Source organism: Raoultibacter phocaeensis (assembly GCF_901411515.1).
GTDB classification, from domain to species: Bacteria; Actinomycetota; Coriobacteriia; order Coriobacteriales; family Eggerthellaceae; genus Raoultibacter; species Raoultibacter phocaeensis.
The window spans coordinates 67,163-83,514 of the sequence record NZ_CABDUX010000001.1 but is presented as its reverse complement, the minus strand read 5'-3'; the positions used below and the strand labels follow the sequence as shown (position 1 = coordinate 83,514).

At 60.2% G+C, this 16,352-nt stretch carries 16 protein-coding genes; 9 read left to right on the top strand and 7 right to left on the bottom strand.

The genetic code is table 11. The annotated features are described in order from the left end of the window. Positions 1-93: 93 nt before the first annotated feature. Positions 94-1,005, bottom strand: coding sequence for a LysR family transcriptional regulator (locus FJE54_RS00330; RefSeq protein WP_180326472.1), 912 nt, complete (start codon positions 1,003-1,005; stop codon positions 94-96). Between the two features lie 318 nt (positions 1,006-1,323). On the opposite strand from FJE54_RS00330, the gene FJE54_RS00325 reads away from it, so the two are divergent. The 6 genes from FJE54_RS00325 (at position 1,324) to FJE54_RS00300 (ending at position 8,282) form a co-directional block, all read left to right on the top strand. After that, entirely contained in the window at positions 1,324-2,982 is a 1,659-nt protein-coding gene (locus FJE54_RS00325; RefSeq protein ID WP_139650560.1) for an FAD-dependent oxidoreductase, read from the top strand. Positions 2,983-3,221: 239 nt separating this feature from the next. Further along, complete coding sequence (locus FJE54_RS00320; protein ID WP_139650559.1) at positions 3,222-4,100, top strand: response regulator transcription factor; 879 nt, start codon at positions 3,222-3,224, stop codon at positions 4,098-4,100. A 258-nt stretch (positions 4,101-4,358) separates the two neighbouring features. Further along, positions 4,359-5,270, top strand: coding sequence for an ATP-binding cassette domain-containing protein (locus FJE54_RS00315; RefSeq protein ID WP_255467139.1), 912 nt, complete (start codon positions 4,359-4,361; stop codon positions 5,268-5,270). Beyond that, positions 5,263-6,147, top strand: coding sequence for an ABC transporter permease (locus FJE54_RS00310; RefSeq protein WP_139650557.1), 885 nt, complete (start codon positions 5,263-5,265; stop codon positions 6,145-6,147). The genes FJE54_RS00315 and FJE54_RS00310 overlap by 8 nt, the downstream gene beginning before the upstream one ends. Positions 6,148-6,151: 4 nt before the next feature. After that, positions 6,152-7,039: a sensor histidine kinase gene (locus tag FJE54_RS00305; RefSeq protein ID WP_139650556.1), complete on the top strand. Its 888-nt coding sequence runs from the start codon at positions 6,152-6,154 to the stop codon at positions 7,037-7,039. A gap of 502 nt (positions 7,040-7,541) precedes the next feature. Then, complete coding sequence (locus FJE54_RS00300; protein ID WP_139650555.1) at positions 7,542-8,282, top strand: alpha/beta hydrolase; 741 nt, start codon at positions 7,542-7,544, stop codon at positions 8,280-8,282. A gap of 46 nt (positions 8,283-8,328) precedes the next feature. Here the strand turns inward: FJE54_RS00300 and FJE54_RS00295 are convergent, their stop codons facing one another. From FJE54_RS00295 to FJE54_RS15905, 5 genes are all read right to left on the bottom strand, one after another. Then, positions 8,329-10,767, bottom strand: coding sequence for an ABC transporter permease (locus FJE54_RS00295; RefSeq protein WP_139650554.1), 2,439 nt, complete (start codon positions 10,765-10,767; stop codon positions 8,329-8,331). A 9-nt stretch (positions 10,768-10,776) separates the two neighbouring features. Continuing rightward, on the bottom strand, positions 10,777-11,547 hold the full coding sequence (locus tag FJE54_RS00290; RefSeq protein ID WP_139650553.1) for an ABC transporter ATP-binding protein: 771 nt from the start codon (positions 11,545-11,547) through the stop codon (positions 10,777-10,779). 66 nt (positions 11,548-11,613) lie between these two features. Beyond that, positions 11,614-12,831 (bottom strand): sensor histidine kinase, encoded by a 1,218-nt coding sequence (locus tag FJE54_RS00285; RefSeq protein WP_180326471.1) that lies wholly within the window; start codon positions 12,829-12,831, stop codon positions 11,614-11,616. Next, positions 12,828-13,523, bottom strand: a complete 696-nt coding sequence (locus FJE54_RS00280; protein ID WP_139650551.1) for a response regulator transcription factor — start codon at positions 13,521-13,523, stop codon at positions 12,828-12,830. Before FJE54_RS00280 ends, FJE54_RS00285 begins: the two co-directional genes overlap by 4 nt. A gap of 71 nt (positions 13,524-13,594) precedes the next feature. After that, positions 13,595-13,759, bottom strand: coding sequence for a hypothetical protein (locus tag FJE54_RS15905; RefSeq protein WP_180326470.1), 165 nt, complete (start codon positions 13,757-13,759; stop codon positions 13,595-13,597). A gap of 177 nt (positions 13,760-13,936) precedes the next feature. On the opposite strand from FJE54_RS15905, the gene FJE54_RS00275 reads away from it, so the two are divergent. The 3 genes from FJE54_RS00275 (at position 13,937) to FJE54_RS00265 (ending at position 15,120) form a co-directional block, all read left to right on the top strand. Next, the gene (locus FJE54_RS00275; RefSeq protein WP_139650550.1) at positions 13,937-14,290 is read left to right on the top strand and encodes a hypothetical protein; all 354 of its coding nucleotides are present in this window, start codon (positions 13,937-13,939) and stop codon (positions 14,288-14,290) included. 6 nt (positions 14,291-14,296) lie between these two features. Further along, on the top strand, positions 14,297-14,488 hold the full coding sequence (locus FJE54_RS00270) for a helix-turn-helix transcriptional regulator (protein ID WP_139650549.1): 192 nt from the start codon (positions 14,297-14,299) through the stop codon (positions 14,486-14,488). 197 nt (positions 14,489-14,685) lie between these two features. Further along, positions 14,686-15,120, top strand: a complete 435-nt coding sequence (locus FJE54_RS00265; RefSeq protein WP_139650548.1) for a YjdF family protein — start codon at positions 14,686-14,688, stop codon at positions 15,118-15,120. 125 nt (positions 15,121-15,245) lie between these two features. On the opposite strand, the gene FJE54_RS00260 is transcribed toward FJE54_RS00265, so the two are convergent. After that, positions 15,246-16,130, bottom strand: a complete 885-nt coding sequence (locus tag FJE54_RS00260; protein ID WP_139650547.1) for an SPL family radical SAM protein — start codon at positions 16,128-16,130, stop codon at positions 15,246-15,248. Between the last annotated feature and the right edge of the window lie 222 nt (positions 16,131-16,352).

Here is a 16,352-nt window from a genome sequence, read left to right as displayed (position 1 = left end):
CGCGATGCGTGCTAAGACGGAAAGAAAAACGCATCGCGATGAGTGCTGGGGGGGGGACGCCCTTTGCGTCGTGCGCATGGCGTGCCCAGCGGCTTACGCCCAGATGCCTCCCTGGGCGATGGTGCGAGCGAACTCGATGGCGTAATCGCGAAACGCCTCCTCGTGAGGGGTCAGGTTTCGGGATTTCACATGCGATATTCCGAATCGCCACGACAGCCCTTCGCAGGGCAGTGCAACCACGGCATCGCTCGTTTGGAACATGGCCAGCTTGGTGTGGGGCTCGATCGTGAAGCCGAGGCCGTTTCCGTGGAGGGCGTACTCGTACAGCCAGAATATTTCCGACGAGGGTACGATTTCCGAGATTTCGATGCCATCGGCTTGGCACGTCGAAAGCAGGCTGCGATAGCATTTGTAGTCTTTTCCCGGTATGGCGATTGTGTGCCCGGCGAGATCGGCTACGGATAGCGCTCTTTTTTGGGCGAGGTCGTCGCAAGACGGTACCCAAAAGCAGACGCGGGTGGCGAAGAGCTTCTCGGTTTCGAAGTCGGGATTGTAGGGGGCGAGAGTGAACGCCAGGTCGTAGGCACCCCGAGCAAGGTTTTTCTCGCAGACGTCATCGCTATCCTCATTGACCGTCACACGGATGTCAGGGTTGGCGCTGTGAAACGATTCGAGGAAGTCGGGTCCGAGCAGCCCGATGATGCCGAGCGAGGTGCCCAGTCTGATCTCATGACGTTCCCGTGCCCGGATGCGCTCGAACGATTCAGCAAGGCGTTTGCGATTCTCTTCGAACTGGGTTGCGAACGGTGCAAGCTCTTCAGCGAACGGGGTCGGTTTGAGGCCGCCGTTGGCATCTACGACAAACAACGTTACGCCGAGTTCGTTTTCGAGCGCGCGTATCGATTTCGTGAGTCCTTGCGACGACATGGGCACCTGCTTTGCCGCCGCAGAGAAGCTTCGGAGCCGATAGGCGAGCATGAAATAATCCAGCTGTTCGGTGTACATCGCGGTCCCTCCTGTGGCTGCCAGAACGGTTCGCATCCCTTCGAACCGTGCAGTGCATGCGACGATCATACCGCATTTCCAGTTTTCGTGGGTGCCTGAAAAACCAAAACGGTCGTTTGTTTTTGCAGGTCATCGCATTGCTGAAACCAGTGGTTTCAAGCTGAAACGGCTGGCTGGCGCTCTAGATCTTGTCTGCGCGCGGCCTTGGAGCGCACAATCATGCCATGCAAGGCGGAGTGATTCGGGATTGTCCTGCAGCGTGCAGGATGGATCGTCGAAGCGAAGCCGCCGAAACAACCGAGAGGGAGGATGCATCACATGGGAAATCTTGAGAACACCGACGCCCTGCAAACCAGCGGACTTTCGCGCCGAAGCTTTTTGGCGGGCGCATCGCTTGCCGCGATCGGCGGAGCCGGGCTTGCGTTGTTCGGATGCAGCCCGGATGCCAAGGACGGGCAGGGTGGCGCACCGAGTGCTCCTGCTGCTGCCTCGGGTAGTGCCGAGCAGGCGAGTGGCATCTGGGCAATCGACGAGCTTGCCGAGCCGAGCGAGACTGTGCAGGCCGATGTGGCAATCGTCGGCGGCGGCGGTACCGGCACGGCGGCGGCGATCCAGTGCAAACAGCTCGGTCTCAATCCGATCGTCGTCGACTGCGGGCAGAACTACGGCGGATCGTTCATCGGGACCGAGGGCATGTTCGGTGTCGAGACGCATTGGACCAAGGAAGCGGGCGAGGACCTCACGCTCGAAGAATCTGTGCACGCGTGCCTGACGTACCATCACTGGATCCCGAACCACCAGCTCTACATGAACTTCTTCGGTCAAACGCCCGAGACCGTCGAATGGGTCGAAGCGCTCGGCGTGAAGTACCGCGATGTCGTTTCCCTTGGAATTTCCGATACCACGTGGCATGTATACGAGCGTACCGCCAAATCGAGTCCTGGCGCAACGTTCATGGAGGGCCTCGGCAACGCGGCAAAAGACCTCGGCGTAGAAGCGTATTTCGAGACAGTCGGCAAGAAGGTCATCGTCGAGGACGGCAAGGTTGCGGGTCTGCTTGCCGAAAAGAAGGACGGCTCGGTTCTGAAGATCGAAGCCCCCGTGGTTATCATCGGCTCGGGCGGCTACTCCACCAACACCGATATGATCTACGAGCTTTCCGAGCTCGTGAACGAGAACATCTTCTCGGTCGGTGCCGAACAGCGCAACGGTGACGGGCTCAAAATGGCGAAGGATGCCGGTGCGGCGTTCGCTGAAAGCCCGGGAACGGTTATGTGGTGCGGACCGTGGATCATGGGATCTGCCTGGGGTTCCGACGGCTACTGCGCATCGGTGCAGCCGACGCTGTGGATCAACCAGGATGCCGAGCGCTTCTGCAACGAGGATCTGTGGCTTGACGACTTCGCCGCCGCCGGCATGGCGGTGCGCAACCAGAAGCGCACGTACGCAGTCATGTCGGATGCCGATATCGAGTACTTTGTGAACAACGGCCCGTACGGTCCCGTGTTCACCTTCGGACAGGTCGGAACTCCCATGGCTGATGCGCGCAAGCAGCTCGAGGACCTCGATGCCGTGCATATCGGCGATTCCCTTGACGATCTGGCCAAGGAAGTCGATCTTGACGCTGCGGCGCTCAAGGCGACGGTCGAGGCGTACAACGCCGCGTGCGAAGAGGGTATCGATAAGAATTTCGGAAAAGATGCCGCCTACCTCAAGAAGATCGAAGCACCGTACTGGATCTGCGAAGTTGCCGACGGGTACTACACCACGTGCGGCGGCATCAAGATCACGCCGAACACCGAGGTTGTCGACATGGACGGCGAAGTCATCCCCGGGCTCTATGCCGGAGGCTCCGATGCAGGCGGATTGTACGGCGATTCGTACGACGTAAGCCGCGCGCCGGGATCCCAGGCAAGCTGGGCCATCAATTCGGGCCGTCTGGCCGCTAAGCACGCAGCGGAGTATCTCGGCAAGTAGAACGAGTAGGTCGGGTGACGGCGCCTCGGTGGTCCGAAGGATCGCTGGCGAAGGGCGCACGTGCGGCAAGAGCGTCGCCGATTGTGCACCGTATAGGCCAAAGCTGGTCGCGTACGTAACGCCGGAGCCGCACCCTGTACCCTGTTGATCATCCCCGAGCCGCCCAGTTCCCTTCCACTGGGCGGCTCTTTCTTGCGCGATTCCGCTCCCAAGCGGCGCATGTTCGCTACAATAGGCCCATGAGCGACAAACCTTCCATACTCATCATCGAAGACGACGCCGACATCAACGAAGTGCTCGCGGCGTTTCTTTCGCGGCACGGTTTCGCGTGCACGCAAGCGTATTCGGGCAGCGAGGCGCGGCTTCTCCTCGGGCTGAATCCCACGAGCGCTACGGACATTCGGGGCTCTGCAGGCTCCCCGTGCTTCTCGGACCAGCCTGATGCCGTTGGGCCTTCGGACTCCGCAGGCGATTCGGGCGCCGCGAGCTTTTCGGATGCGGCTTCGCCTCGCACCCGGCCGCTTCCGTTCGATCTCGTGATCACCGATCTCATGCTGCCGGGGATGTCGGGCGAAGAAATCGTGGCCGCAATCCGCAGATGCGGCGATGTGCCCGTCATCGTGCTTTCGGCGCGCGGAGCGGCGGCCGACAAGGTGGAGCTTCTCGGACTCGGTGCCGACGACTATCTCGCCAAACCCTTCGACCTCGACGAAGTGCTCGCGCGCGTGCTCGTGCAGCTGCGCCATGCGTCGAAGGCGGCGGCGGTTGCTGCGTCTGCGCAAGGAAGCGGCGAAGCCGAACGGGACGCCTCGGGACGAGGCCAAACCGTCCGGTTCAAACTTTGGGAAGTCGATCCCGAATCGCGCACGCTTGCCGCTGCGGGCGAGCCGGTAAAGCTCACGCGACTCGAGTACAACATCGTCGAAGCGCTCGTCCGTCGTCCGAAGAAGGTGTTTACCAAGCGCGAGCTGTACGAAGCGGCATGGAACGAAGATTGCTTCATCGAGGAAAAGGCCATCAACGTGCACATCAGCAACATTCGCAGCAAGCTCAAGGCGACACACACCGATTCCTACATCGAAACGGTGTGGGGTATCGGGTTCAAACTGGCGGAATGAGGCGCATGGTTCTCAGCGAACTGTGGGCACCCCGCACCGTTTTCCCGTTGTGTACAGTGGGCGCGCAAATCGGGCGGAACCGCGGGTGTTTCGCGCCGCTTTGTTGTTGCGGCACGAGAGGCGCACGAATGTTGGACGGAGCCCGCGAGTGTTCTATGCCGCTTCTTTACCCTTTCTTAAAGATTTCGAGACGATTGCTGAACACCCTTTCCGTATCGTGAAAGCATACCGAAACGGAAACGAACGAGAAAGGAGCGGATGGTGAACGTAATCGAAACCTACGGGCTTGAGAAGACGTACGGCGGCAAGCGCGCCGTCGATCACTTCGACATGCACGTGGCGAAAGGCGACATATACGGATTCGTCGGCCTGAACGGGGCCGGTAAATCGACCGTCATGAAGATGCTGGCGGGATTGGCGGCCCCGACGGGAGGCGACATCAAGCTGTTCGGCGGCGAGAGCGGCGGTGAAGCTATCAGGCGCATGGGCGTGCTCATCGAAGCCCCCGGTTTGTACGGCAACATGACCGCGTACGACAACATGATGATGAAGGCCCTGTGCCTGGGTCTTGTCGATCCGAAGCGCAAAGTGGAAGAGCTGCTCGGGTTCGTCGGTCTCGGCGCCGTGGGCAAGAAGAAGACCAAGCAGTTCTCGATGGGTATGAAGCAGCGCCTCGGACTCGGCCTTGCGCTGTTGGGCGATCCCGACGTGCTGCTGCTCGACGAGCCCCTGAACGGGCTCGACCCCGAAGGCGCTCGCGAAATCCGCGAGCTCATCGTTCGGTTGAACGCCGAACGGGGCATTACGGTGGTTATCAGCTCGCATATTCTCGAACAGCTCGGGCGCATGGCTACGCGCTACGGCGTCATCCGCAACGGGCAGATGGTGCGCGAGCTCACCGCTGCCGAAGTCGAGCAGGAATGCAGCGATTGCCTGCAGCTTTCTACGGTCGACCCTACGCGTTCGCTCGCCGTGCTCGAAGAGCGTTTTCCGCAGGCACGGTTTGTGGTCATGCCCGACAACTCGATCAGGATCTTCGGTATCGCCGATGCGGCCGCAATCGGCGGCACGCTTAACGATGCCGGCATCGCCGTCCAGGGGCTCTACGCCCACCGGCGCGATCTTGAGGAGTTCTTCGTAGGTTTGATGGGGGCTGAGTACCATGGTTAATATCTTGAGAATGGATTTCTACCGCGCCGTCCGCAGCAAGTCGCTTTGGATACTGCTCGGGTGCATCGTGATCCTCGGTCTCGTCGCCATGGGCTCGATCAGCTATATGCTCTCTCCGGAATTTTTGGAAACGATGCAGAACGCAAGCGGTGCAGCGGCGAGCTCGGGATTTCATTTCGGCATAACAACGCCCGGCGGCGATCAAGTGGATATGGGCGAGGTTAGCCAAAGCATCGAGCAAGCGCAGTACATGCTCTCGGGGCTCACGCCCATGGCGCTTGTCGGCAATATCTTCATGAACGGCGGGGGATTGGCGTGCCTGTTCGTGGTGTTCATCGGCATCTTCTTCGCTGCTGAGTTCGAGAACGGCTTCAGCAAAAACGTGTTCACCGCCTTTCCGAACCGCGCGGTGTTCCTCATAACCCGTGTCGTTGAAATCGTGCTGTTTGCCGTTGTATTCACGCTCGTTACCGTAGGTGCCACGTTGATCGGCGCTGCCGTGTTCGGGATAGAAATGCTCGCTGCGCCCATGGGCGACATGGCGTTATGGTTTGCGCTTGTGGTGTTGGTGCTTTCGGGCATGGGCATGCTCACGGCCCTGTTTGTGTGGCTGACCCGCAAGATGGCCGCAGCTATCGCCATCGGCATCGTAGTGGGAAGCGGTATTATCGTCTCGCTCGTCCAAGCGGTGCTTTCGCTCTTTCCGAGCATCTCCGATCTCGGGAACTTCACGTTATACGCCTGCATGCGCTCGCTCGGCTCCGGCATCGATTTCACCGGCGGGCTCACGAGCGTGCACATAGCAGCCGTCGGTCTCGTGTTCTTGGCCGGATACGCCGCTTTGAGTCTGCTCATACTCAAGAAGAAGGATATCTAAGCCCATGGAAGCTCTGGTGGCGATCATCGTTGTTCTTGTCGGCGCGATCATCGTGCTTGCGATCCAGCTCGTCCGCTCCGAACGGGAACTGCGCGCTTTCGCGCGGTTCCTGAACCGGCGGGATTCATCGAGCAACGCGCGTACGACCACCTCGGTGCATACACGCGGTTTCGTGCAGCTGGGTCAGGCGATCAACCGTCAGCTCGACCGCCACCAGGGCGAGCGCATCGCCGCCGACGAGCATGCGGCCGAGATGCGCCGCGGGCTCACCTACCTTTCCCACGATATCAGAACGCCGCTTGCGGGCGCGAAGGGTTATGCGCAGCTGCTCGAAGGGGAGATCGATCCCGCAGTGCGGCAGCGCTATCTCGAGGCGATCGATCGCAGGATCGACGATGCGTCCAAACTCCTCGATCAGCTGTTCGCTTTCGCGCAGGTGCAGGACCCCGATTATCGGCTCGAACGCGAACCGCTCGACGCAAACGAGGTTTTAGCTGAAACGCTCGCGTCGCTCTATCCGCAATTCCAGGAAAGGGGATGGACGCCTGCCATCGATTTGGCCGACGAAGAGCTCACGGTGCTCGCCGATGCCGATGCGCTTGAGCGGACGTTCCGCAATCTTGCCGTCAACGCTCTGCGCTACGGTGCGGCAGCTCCGACAATCACGCAGCGAGGCTGCGCGATAACGTTTGCGAATCGTGTGGCCGATCCGGCGTCCCTCGACGTTGAGCGGCTGTTCGAGCGATTCTACCAGGGCGGAGAGGTGCGTGCCGACGGCAGCGGGGGCCTCGGGCTCGCCATCGTGTCGCAACTGTGCCGCGCGATGGGCGCTACGGCGCGCGCGACGCTCGAAGGCGATCTGCTCGCGATTACGGTCGAGTTCGAGGCGTAAGCGGCGATCGTACGAGCGCGAATCCCCGGCGAGCCATCGGTCTGCCGGGGCTTCGCGCTTGCTGCTTTGTCGACTCTGCGCCGATGACGGGAAGGCGGCACATCCCATCTGCCGAGACCAAGCCCGATACGCCTTACTGGGTGCGAAGTCCAGGCAAACTTCCGACCAAAATCGTGCCACATGGCACGGTCCGTGTCGGAGAATATTATTCTTGAATAAGAAGCATACTGCTCTGATCAGGCGCTCTGCAAAAATGTTATTCGCATGCCGAAACGCGACGCGACAGGCGTGACAACAATCGTGCCATATGGCACGATTTCTGCAACACGGACCGCCCATCGAGAGCAAATCGAGGATCCAACAAGGGCAAATCGAGAATCTGGCGAGAGAGAACCGAGCGCCGGGCGCTGGACGTTCGGAAAAGAATCGGAAAAATGCTCGTCGGTGACAAATGAACGTCGAGATTTCAGCATGAGGCGTCAATCTGGTATCGTAGGCCGCTATGGACAAGAAGAAACGACATATCGGACGGTGGATTGCCATCGCGTTGGCTGCCCTTGTAGCCGTGTGTGCGATCGGATTCGCCGTGTACGTGAACGATTACTACCATGCTGCTCCCGGAAACGAGGCCTACACCGAATCGTCTGCCGATGCAGCGGTCGAGCGCGGTGAAGGCTACCTTGCTTTCGGTGATCCGGATGCGCAGGCGGGCTTCATTCTCTATCCGGGAGCCAAAGTTGCCTTTGATGCGTATGCGCCTTTGCTCGACCAGCTCGCGGCCGAAGGTGTGTTCTGCGCCGTCGTCGAGGTGCCGTTCAACATCGCGTTTTTCGCACCCGATGCTGCCGCGAAGGTGATCGAGGCGTATCCGAATGTGAAGTCGTGGTACGTGGGCGGCCATTCGCTGGGGGGCGTGGTCGCCTCAGGGTGGGCTGCCGATCATGCCGATACTCTAAAGGGCGTCGTGCTGCTTGCCTCGTATCCCACCGCTGATCTTTCCCAAAGCGGCCTTCGCGTGCTCTCCCTCTACGGAAGCGAAGACGAAGTGCTCAACCGTAGGGCCTACGACGAAGCCGCCCCCAAGCTGCCTGCCGATTTCCAGGAGGTCGTCATCGAAGGCGGCAACCACGGCCAATTCGGCAATTACGGCGAGCAAGCGGGCGATGGGAGGGCGGCTATATCCCCCGAAGAGCAGTGGGAAGAAGCCGCCCGCGCCATCGCGGCGTTTATCGAAAGCACGTGAGCCCAGGCGGCGAGCCGTCGCGCGAACGCCGCAGGCTCCCACGCGTTCAGTCCATCACGAGTTCGCGCACATCGATGCGCTTCACCTTGCGCGCCGATACATAGGCCGCAGCAAGGAACACGAGCGCAAGCCCAAGCGTCAAGCCACAGACCATGACGGGGTTTGTGTCGATGGCGAATTGGGTGACGCCGAACATGCCGAACAGTTGGCTCGCGAGCCAGCTGCCTCCGAGCGAGGTCGCGAGTGCGCCGAGCGCGCAACCTGCGAGCGCCACGAGGAAAAAGCGCAGGGCGAACTGAACGCGTAGCCTCGTCGAAGTGAACCCGAGCGCGCGGTAGACGCCGAGATCCTGCCGCTCCACCAAGAACATGCGCCCGATGATGAGCGACACGGCTAGGAAGACGAGGGCCGCCGCGATGGCTGCCATGATGTAGCCCATGGTGGTGAAGAGCATCTGGATGAGTTCGATGATTGTGCTGGTGTTGCTGAACAGCCCGCTCGCGCGAAGGTCGATGCGATCCCCGAACCGCGCTTCGAGCGTTGCTTTCACCTCGTCGATCTTTGCGGGATCGTCGAGTGTGTACTGATGCCCGATCGCAGGATCGGTTGCGTCCATGCCGAACGTCGAGCACAGCCCGTCGAACGTGAGGATGCACCCGTAGCCGGCGTTGAACATGGCGGAGAGCTTCCCGCATACGATGAGCATATGCTCCGTGCCGTCGGGGCTGGTAACCGGGAATTCGTCTCCGATCTCCAACTCCTTCGCCGAAGCAAGGTTCATGCCCACGAGCACCTCGTTGTCGAGTTTCGGCGCCCTTCCTTCGGCGATGCCGAGGGGGATGGTGGGGTCGCTGAGTCCGACGAACGAGCGGCTTTCGCCACTGAGGTTCACCATGGTGAACGATTCCTGCCACGTGTTCTTGATGCCGGCTGTTTGCTCGACGATCGAATCCACCTCATCGAAATCAAGTGCGTCATCGGCGGTCGCGGCCACGGCAGACAGATCGCTTTTCCACATGCCGAAGGCGTCATACACGGCTCCGGGTTCCCTTAAAGCGCCGCCGATGCCGAAAATGAGCACGATGAACGCGCACATGAGGATCGAGCAGGCAAGCAGGCCCACGTAGCGGCGCTTCGCCGAAAGGACGGAGCGAACGGCGAGCTCGAGATTGAGACACGATCCCGAAACCGTGCGGGAGGCGCGGCTCTTGAAGTGGACGTCGGCCTTTCCGCTCCTGAACGCTACGAGGGGAAAGATGGCTCCAAGCTTGCGCGCCTTCCACGCGATGACGGCTAGGACAAGCGCCATGAGCGCGCCGAGGCACGCCATCGAAGCGAGCGGGACGGCGTTGTTGTTTGCGAGGATGCCCGTGAGCTGCGCGAAGAAGGGAAGGCCGAGGGGGACGAGCGCCATCGAAGCTATGAGGCCGACAGCGAGGCCGATCAGGCTCGTACCCGCATATTCGATGACGAGCACGCGGGCGAGGGCGCGGTTGGGAACGCCGAGGGCCTTGAGCGTTCCGTAATCGGCGTAATCCTTCTCGATGGACGATGAGATGGTGTGTGTGCAGATAACGAGCGCAACAACGAAGAGCATGAGTGCGAAAACTGCCATGATGGCCGAGCCGATGATGACGACGATCATGGCGTATCCTGCAAGCGTGGTTGCGCTGAACATTCCCGACGTCGATGCGCCCCATGCGGTTTCTTCGGCGATCATGTGGGTGAGGTCGTTGGGGGTCATGCCCGTCGCCCGCGCCTCGTCGGTCATGGTTACGTTCAGCTCGACGAGGCGGCAGGGGATTTGCGCTGCGGTAAACACATCTTTGGGAGTGCCTTGTTCGTAGGCCAGGGAGTCAACCGTGTCGGCGAGTTCGTCAAAGGTGTTCGGATCCATGATGAGTCGCTTGCTCTCCATGAACGGGGTGCCGATTTGAGGATCTTCGATAAAACCTGCGATGGTGAGGGTTTTCGTGCGATCGCCCATTTTTAGTTCGACCGTATCGCCGATGTCGACGCCCGGCGATACGAGAAACGAGATGGGAGCGTAGACTTCGTCGGTTCCCGGGGCCTGAGGGTTGTCGACGAGCGACGCTCTGTCGTCTGCGAATACCCGGTAGTCCAGTCCCTCGCCCCATGCCGCGTACAGCGTGGTGGTCGTCGGATTATGATCGACCGCACCCTCGCTGGCAAGGTACTGCGATGGAATGCTGAGCGCTTCGTTCGTTTCGGCCGAGGCCACCCCGTCGATGGATTCTATCTCGAAGATAACGTCGTCGGTGAGGTTGCTTGCAAGGTCGTAAGCGTACACATCGCCGGCTCCCGCTTCCGCTAAGGCCATTTCCTCGCGAACGTTGAGGTCGACGTAGAGCGAAAGGGTGAAGCACAGCGCCGTTGAGGTAAGCGCCATGAGGAAGAACAACCCGAGAAAGGAGCCTTTACTGCGTTTGATGCCGGCGCTCGCCAGCGTTCGTATGAATGCCATGGCGCGCTCCTACCACGAAAACGACGAAAGCCAGGCGCTAACCTGCGCCTCGCGCGGTTTGGCGGAATCGGTGCCGCTCGCCACCCAAGAAGCGAGTTCGAGCTCTCCTTTGATCGCACCGTCTTCAAGGTAGAGGATGCGGTTCGCGCGTACAGCGCACTGCACGTCGTGCGTGACCATGCAGATGGTCTGTCCCGCTTCGTTGAGCTCGCCTAAAAGCGCGAGCACCTCGAGTGTGTTCGCGCGGTTGAGGGCGCCGGTAGGCTCGTCGGCGAACAGGATGTCGGGATCGTTTACGACGCTGCGGGCCACGGCGCAGCGCTGTTGCTGACCGCCCGATGTCTGGCTGGGAAGATGATGGGCGTCAGCGGCAAGCCCCATGCGCTCGATGAGCGCTTGGGCGACCGTGCGCGTTTCGGCGGCGCTGCGGTTTTCTTTGAGGTATCCGGGTACGGCGATGTTCTCGAAAAGCGTGAGGTTCGATACGAGATGGGCTTGCTGGAACACGAATCCGAAGTGCTGGGAGCGCAGGTTCGCCATATCCTGTTCGCGCATGCCGACGATGCTTGTTTCTCGGTAGCGAACGTCGCCTGCCGTGACGGCATCCATGCCCGAAAGGCAATAGAGCAACGTCGATTTTCCAGAGCCCGACGGCCCCATGATGGCGGTGAAGTCGCCTTCGTACAGCGAGAGGTCGATGGCGCTGAGCACATGGGTCTGCACCCCGTCGGAGGCGTAGCTCTTCGAGAGCCTGTCGGTTTGGAGTATCGTTCGTTTCACGGGTTTAGCCTTTCGGTTCGCATTCGTTCTGAAAGGCATGGTATGCGCCCCAACATTAAGACGTCCTTAAGAAGCCGCGGGAAATTCAACGGAAACCCGCAGCCCGGGCCGCGCATCTTCGAGCGCTATGGTTGCGCCCATGCGCAAGGTAAGGTGTTGGGCGATGAACAGCCCGAGCCCCGCTCCCGGCGCGTCGCCTGCGTTTGCGCCACGGTAGAAGCGGTCGAATGCGAACGGCAGATCTTCGGGCGCTATGCCGAGTCCGAAATCGCGCACTTCGATGCGGTAGGCATCCGGCGTGTGCATCCCCGAGATCTCGATCGCCGAATCAGGCGCGTACTTGCGGGCGTTCGCGATGAGGTTTTCGAGCACCTGGCCGAGGCGCTTGGGGTCGTGGGCGACGATGGCTTCGTCGAGGCGCGTGATAACGATGGTTCCCGTTGCGTCGAAGTCTTCTACGGCGCGTCGCACGGTTGTATCGACCGATGCGTTTACGGTGCCGACTTCGATGACGTCGAGGTCGGCGAGGGCGTGGAGAAACAGGTCGTCGGTAAGCTCGGATACCTCGTCGCACTTGCGCATGATCGTTCCCGCGTAGGAAGCGCGTTCTTCTTCGCTTCGCGCGAGGCCGAGCTCGAGCGCTTCGGAGTAGGCTCGGATTGAGGCAATGGGCGTTTTGATATCGTGGGAGAGCGCGGCGATCATGGTCTTGTTCTGATCGATGGCTTCGGCTTCGGCGGCGCGTGCCCGCTTTATCTCCTTGCGCATGTTATCGAACGCCCAGGTGAATCGGCCGAACGGATTGCTGCGTTCATAGGCGAGGGGCGCATCCAGATTGCCGGACGCCACCTCGTCGGCGAACGATTCGAGCCGCATGAACGGCCTCACGACGCTCGCGTACACATACGCCGCTACCGCGCATGCGGCGAGAATGCCTGCAGCGCATACGATCCATACGAGTGCAAGTGGCTTCAGGCTCTGCGCGCTGGCCGCCGCCCGCAGAGATTCCTGGGCCCGTGCGAGCGAGTCATCGGCCTCCTGGAGCGCATTCGCGCCTTCGGCGCCGTGCGCGTCGGTTGCATCGGCCAAGAGGGCGCGGGTTTCGTTGAGCTCGATGATGCGGCTTCTGGTCTCGGAGGCGGTCTGGTCGTTTCCGAGGATCACCGTCGCGGCGATTGCAAGCGCGACGAGCACAAGCGACGCGCATGCGACGAAGCCGACGAGCCTGCTGGTGATGCGGCGAGCTTCGCGGGACGTTCGGGGATGTGCAGCGGGTTTCGTCACGATGCCGTCTCGCACGGGTCGAACCGGTAACCCTTTCCGCGTACGGTGACGAAATGGCGCGGATGCTGGGGATCGTCCTCGAGCTTCGTGCGCAGCCAGTTCATATGGACTGAAACCGTCTGCGGCTCGACATCGGAAAACGGTCCCCACACATCGCCAAGGAGCTGCTCTTTGGACACCGCGGTACCCGGCGCTCTCATGAGGCGGCAAGCGAGAGCGAACTCCTTCGGCGAAAGCGCAACAGGCTCGCCGTTCTTGGCAAGAATGCCTGCGGCTTCGTCTATGGCAAACGGCCCGACGGTGCGGGACGTCGCCGTCGGGTTCGAGAAATCGGACGCTCTGCGCAAAAGAGCCTTCACGTGCGAGAGGAGCTCGCGCAGGGAATAGGGTTTCGGCAGGTAATCATCCCCACCGATGTCGAACCCGGTTATGCGGTCGGTTTCGCTTGTGCGCGCGGAGGCGAAGATAAGGGGAACGGTGCTTGCGCGTCGGATTTCCGAACAGATAGCGAATCCGTCTTCGGTTGGGAGGTTGATGTCGAGCAGCACGAGATCAACGGGGTGGCGGGTGAGGAGATCGTACGCTTCCTCGGCCGAGCCCGCCCGCGTCGTCTCGTACCCTTCCGACTCGAGAAATCGCGCTGTTATGGCCGAGAGATCGGCGTCGTCGTCGACAATGAGAATGCGTGCCATGTATCGCCTTTCGTAGCTTGCGATGGCACTATACCATGTCGGTCCCGTGCGGTTGCCAGCGAGGCCGTGCTTTACCGGCAACGCCTCATCTCTTTCGTGCCGATTACGACGACAACGGCGGTTGCTGCAGCGATGGTGAGGAAAAGTGCTTTCGGGAGTACGTGCATGGCGTGTCCTTTCGCCTGGGTGTTTTGCGCTTGAGCCGCGTTCTTTCCCGGCTCGTTTCCATCGTACACACGCCGCCTTGCATCCACCTTCGGCAAACCTTGCGGTTTCCTTACGATTGGGCCGGGCGGTTTTGCGCATACGGCATATGTTGCGGTTGCCGAGCTTTGTTCAAGGGCAAAATGTAAAAAGTATTTGACATTTTCTACGGATCATGGAATACTCAAAATGTAAAGGAAGTTTGACATTTGAGTATCGGAGGCAAAGGTATGAAGGTGAAGATGGATGAAATGGAACGGTCTATCAGAATGAGGTCCGAGTCTCTCGGATTCAAGTTCGTCCTCATTGTCTTGATCGCTTGGACGATTGTAGAGCTGGTTCTTTATCTCGGGTTCAACCGTGTCTATAACTACGTGCCTTCGCTTTTCCTGATAGCAGCCTTGCTCGTCCAAGGTTTGTACGAGCAATCGATGAAACGCAAGATGGTAGCGGGGGATGACGAATACCAAGAGCCGAGTCGTTTAATGCAGGGTCTCGTAACTGCAGTCGGCGTCATGCTTGTGACGTTCGTCGTGGGCTTCATGGCCCTGTATATCGGGTAGCTCGCTATGAGAAACGATATTAAGGCCTTGCGCAAAGCAGCGGGCCTTCGTCAAGAAGACCTTGCGAATCGCTGCGACGTAAGCCGCCAGACGATTATCGCCATCGAAAACAACCAATACGATCCCTCTCTTTCGCTTGCCATACATCTGGCGCGCGAGCTGGAAACAACGGTGGAAGAGCTTTTCCACTTGGATTAGCTCACGCTTGTGTCCGAAGAAAGTTCGCAGTGCGCTATACTGGGCGTTGCGAAGATAAAAACACGATCCGGCCGGTAGTCCGGATGCGGTGTTTGCCCGGGTTTGCGTTTCGTGGAGCGCGCCTCGAACGAATTCCGTCAGTAACCTGCCTCCTTGGTTGTCCCTTCTTCGCGCACTACCGTGATAGAGGAGGATTCATGCAGGTCAATTCATCATCGACATTGACGATACTTCACGACGGCCAATTTTGGGTCGGCATCTGCGAACGCGAGGAAGACGGGCTCTACGGTGCCCGTCGCATCGTGTTCGGCCCCCATGAGCCGACCGATGAAACCGTGCTCGCATTCGTATGCGCTCGTTGGCACCGGCTTGCGTTTCGGATGGGGACCCGCGAAGGGCGGGAATCGCCGGTTCGGCGCGGCAAGATCAACCCCAAACGTATGCAGCGCATCGTGCGCCGTACAATAGAAGACCGCGGTGTCGGCACGAAGGCCCAGCAGGCTGTGCGCGAAGGCTACGAGGCGGCGAAGACCGAGCGCAAGAAAGAAGATCGCGCCGAGCGCCACGATGAGGCGCAGCGCCGTTTCCAACTCAAGCAGCAGAAACGCAAGGAGAAGAAGCGAGGGCATTGAGAACGCTTTCAGATCCGATTCGTCCGTGTTAGCATCGGTTGCTCGTTGCTCGTTGCTCGTTGCTCGGGTGCGCCGCATCGAAACGGGCCGCCCTGTTCTCCATCATCGAAATTGCAGGGCAGGCCCTACCACAGCCCCATCTGGTTCGGTTCCTGCTTCTTGTACGCCTCGATGATGTCGGGCATCCGATAGAGGATGCCCGCTTCGTTGCAGCGCTTGCGAAACAGGGCGAGCGCTTCGCGTTTGCGCGGCGAGTTGCACAAGTATCGGTCGCCGAACGTGCTCGTGTAGCGTTCGGGCAGGTCGGGTGACACATCGGCGAGGCGGGCAAGGAAGTGCTCCTTCTGGCCGGCGCGCATCGTTACGCCTCCGAGCGTATGGATGAACTTCGCACCCGCTTTCGCCGCAGCGGCCACCAGGGCTTCGATGCTCTCGTCGTTGTCGGTGATGAACGGAAGCATTGGGGAAAACAGCACGCCGCAGAAGATGTTTGCGCGGGCGAGCTCGGCGAGCGCTGCGAACCTTTCGCTCGGAAGGGGCGCGCCCGGCTCGAGCAGGCGGGCGAGTTCGTCGTCGACGGTGGTTATCGTGAGCTTGGCTATCGCCGAGTGCTGCTGTCCGATGCGCTGCAGAAGGTCGATGTCGCGGGTGATGAGCGTGCTCTTCGTGTCGATCGACACGCCGAATCCGTACTGCTCGATGAGTTCGAGGGCACCGCGCGTTACCTTAAGCTCGCGCTCGAACGGATTGTACGTGTCCGACATGGCACCGATGCCGACGACGCCCTTGTTCCTGCGCGAGCGCAGCTCGCGGTTTAAGATGGCGAGCGCGTCGAACTTCACGCGCACCTCGTCGAAGGTATCGATGCGGTAGCAGTCGCTTCGGCTGTCGCAGTAGATGCAGCCGTGCGTGCATCCCCGGTACAGGTTCATGGTGTAGTCGATGCCGAACCACTGCGACCCGTCGTAGCGGACTTTTTGGAGAATACTCTTTGCCTTGATCGTTTTCATAAGGCAAGCATAGCAAAAAGAAGCGGACAGATTGCGTCCGCTTTATGAACGCAAATGGAACAAACCCGAAAAATCCAGTTCATATTCTCTAACAATGGCGCGGGGTTTTTCGACACAGTTTCTCGCGTTGTGTTGCGCTTTGGGCGCCAGCGAAGCTGTACGGCCGCTACCCGGCGCTGACCTGGGAGCGTTTCCCCCGATGACTAGAAAGAGCAACCTGAT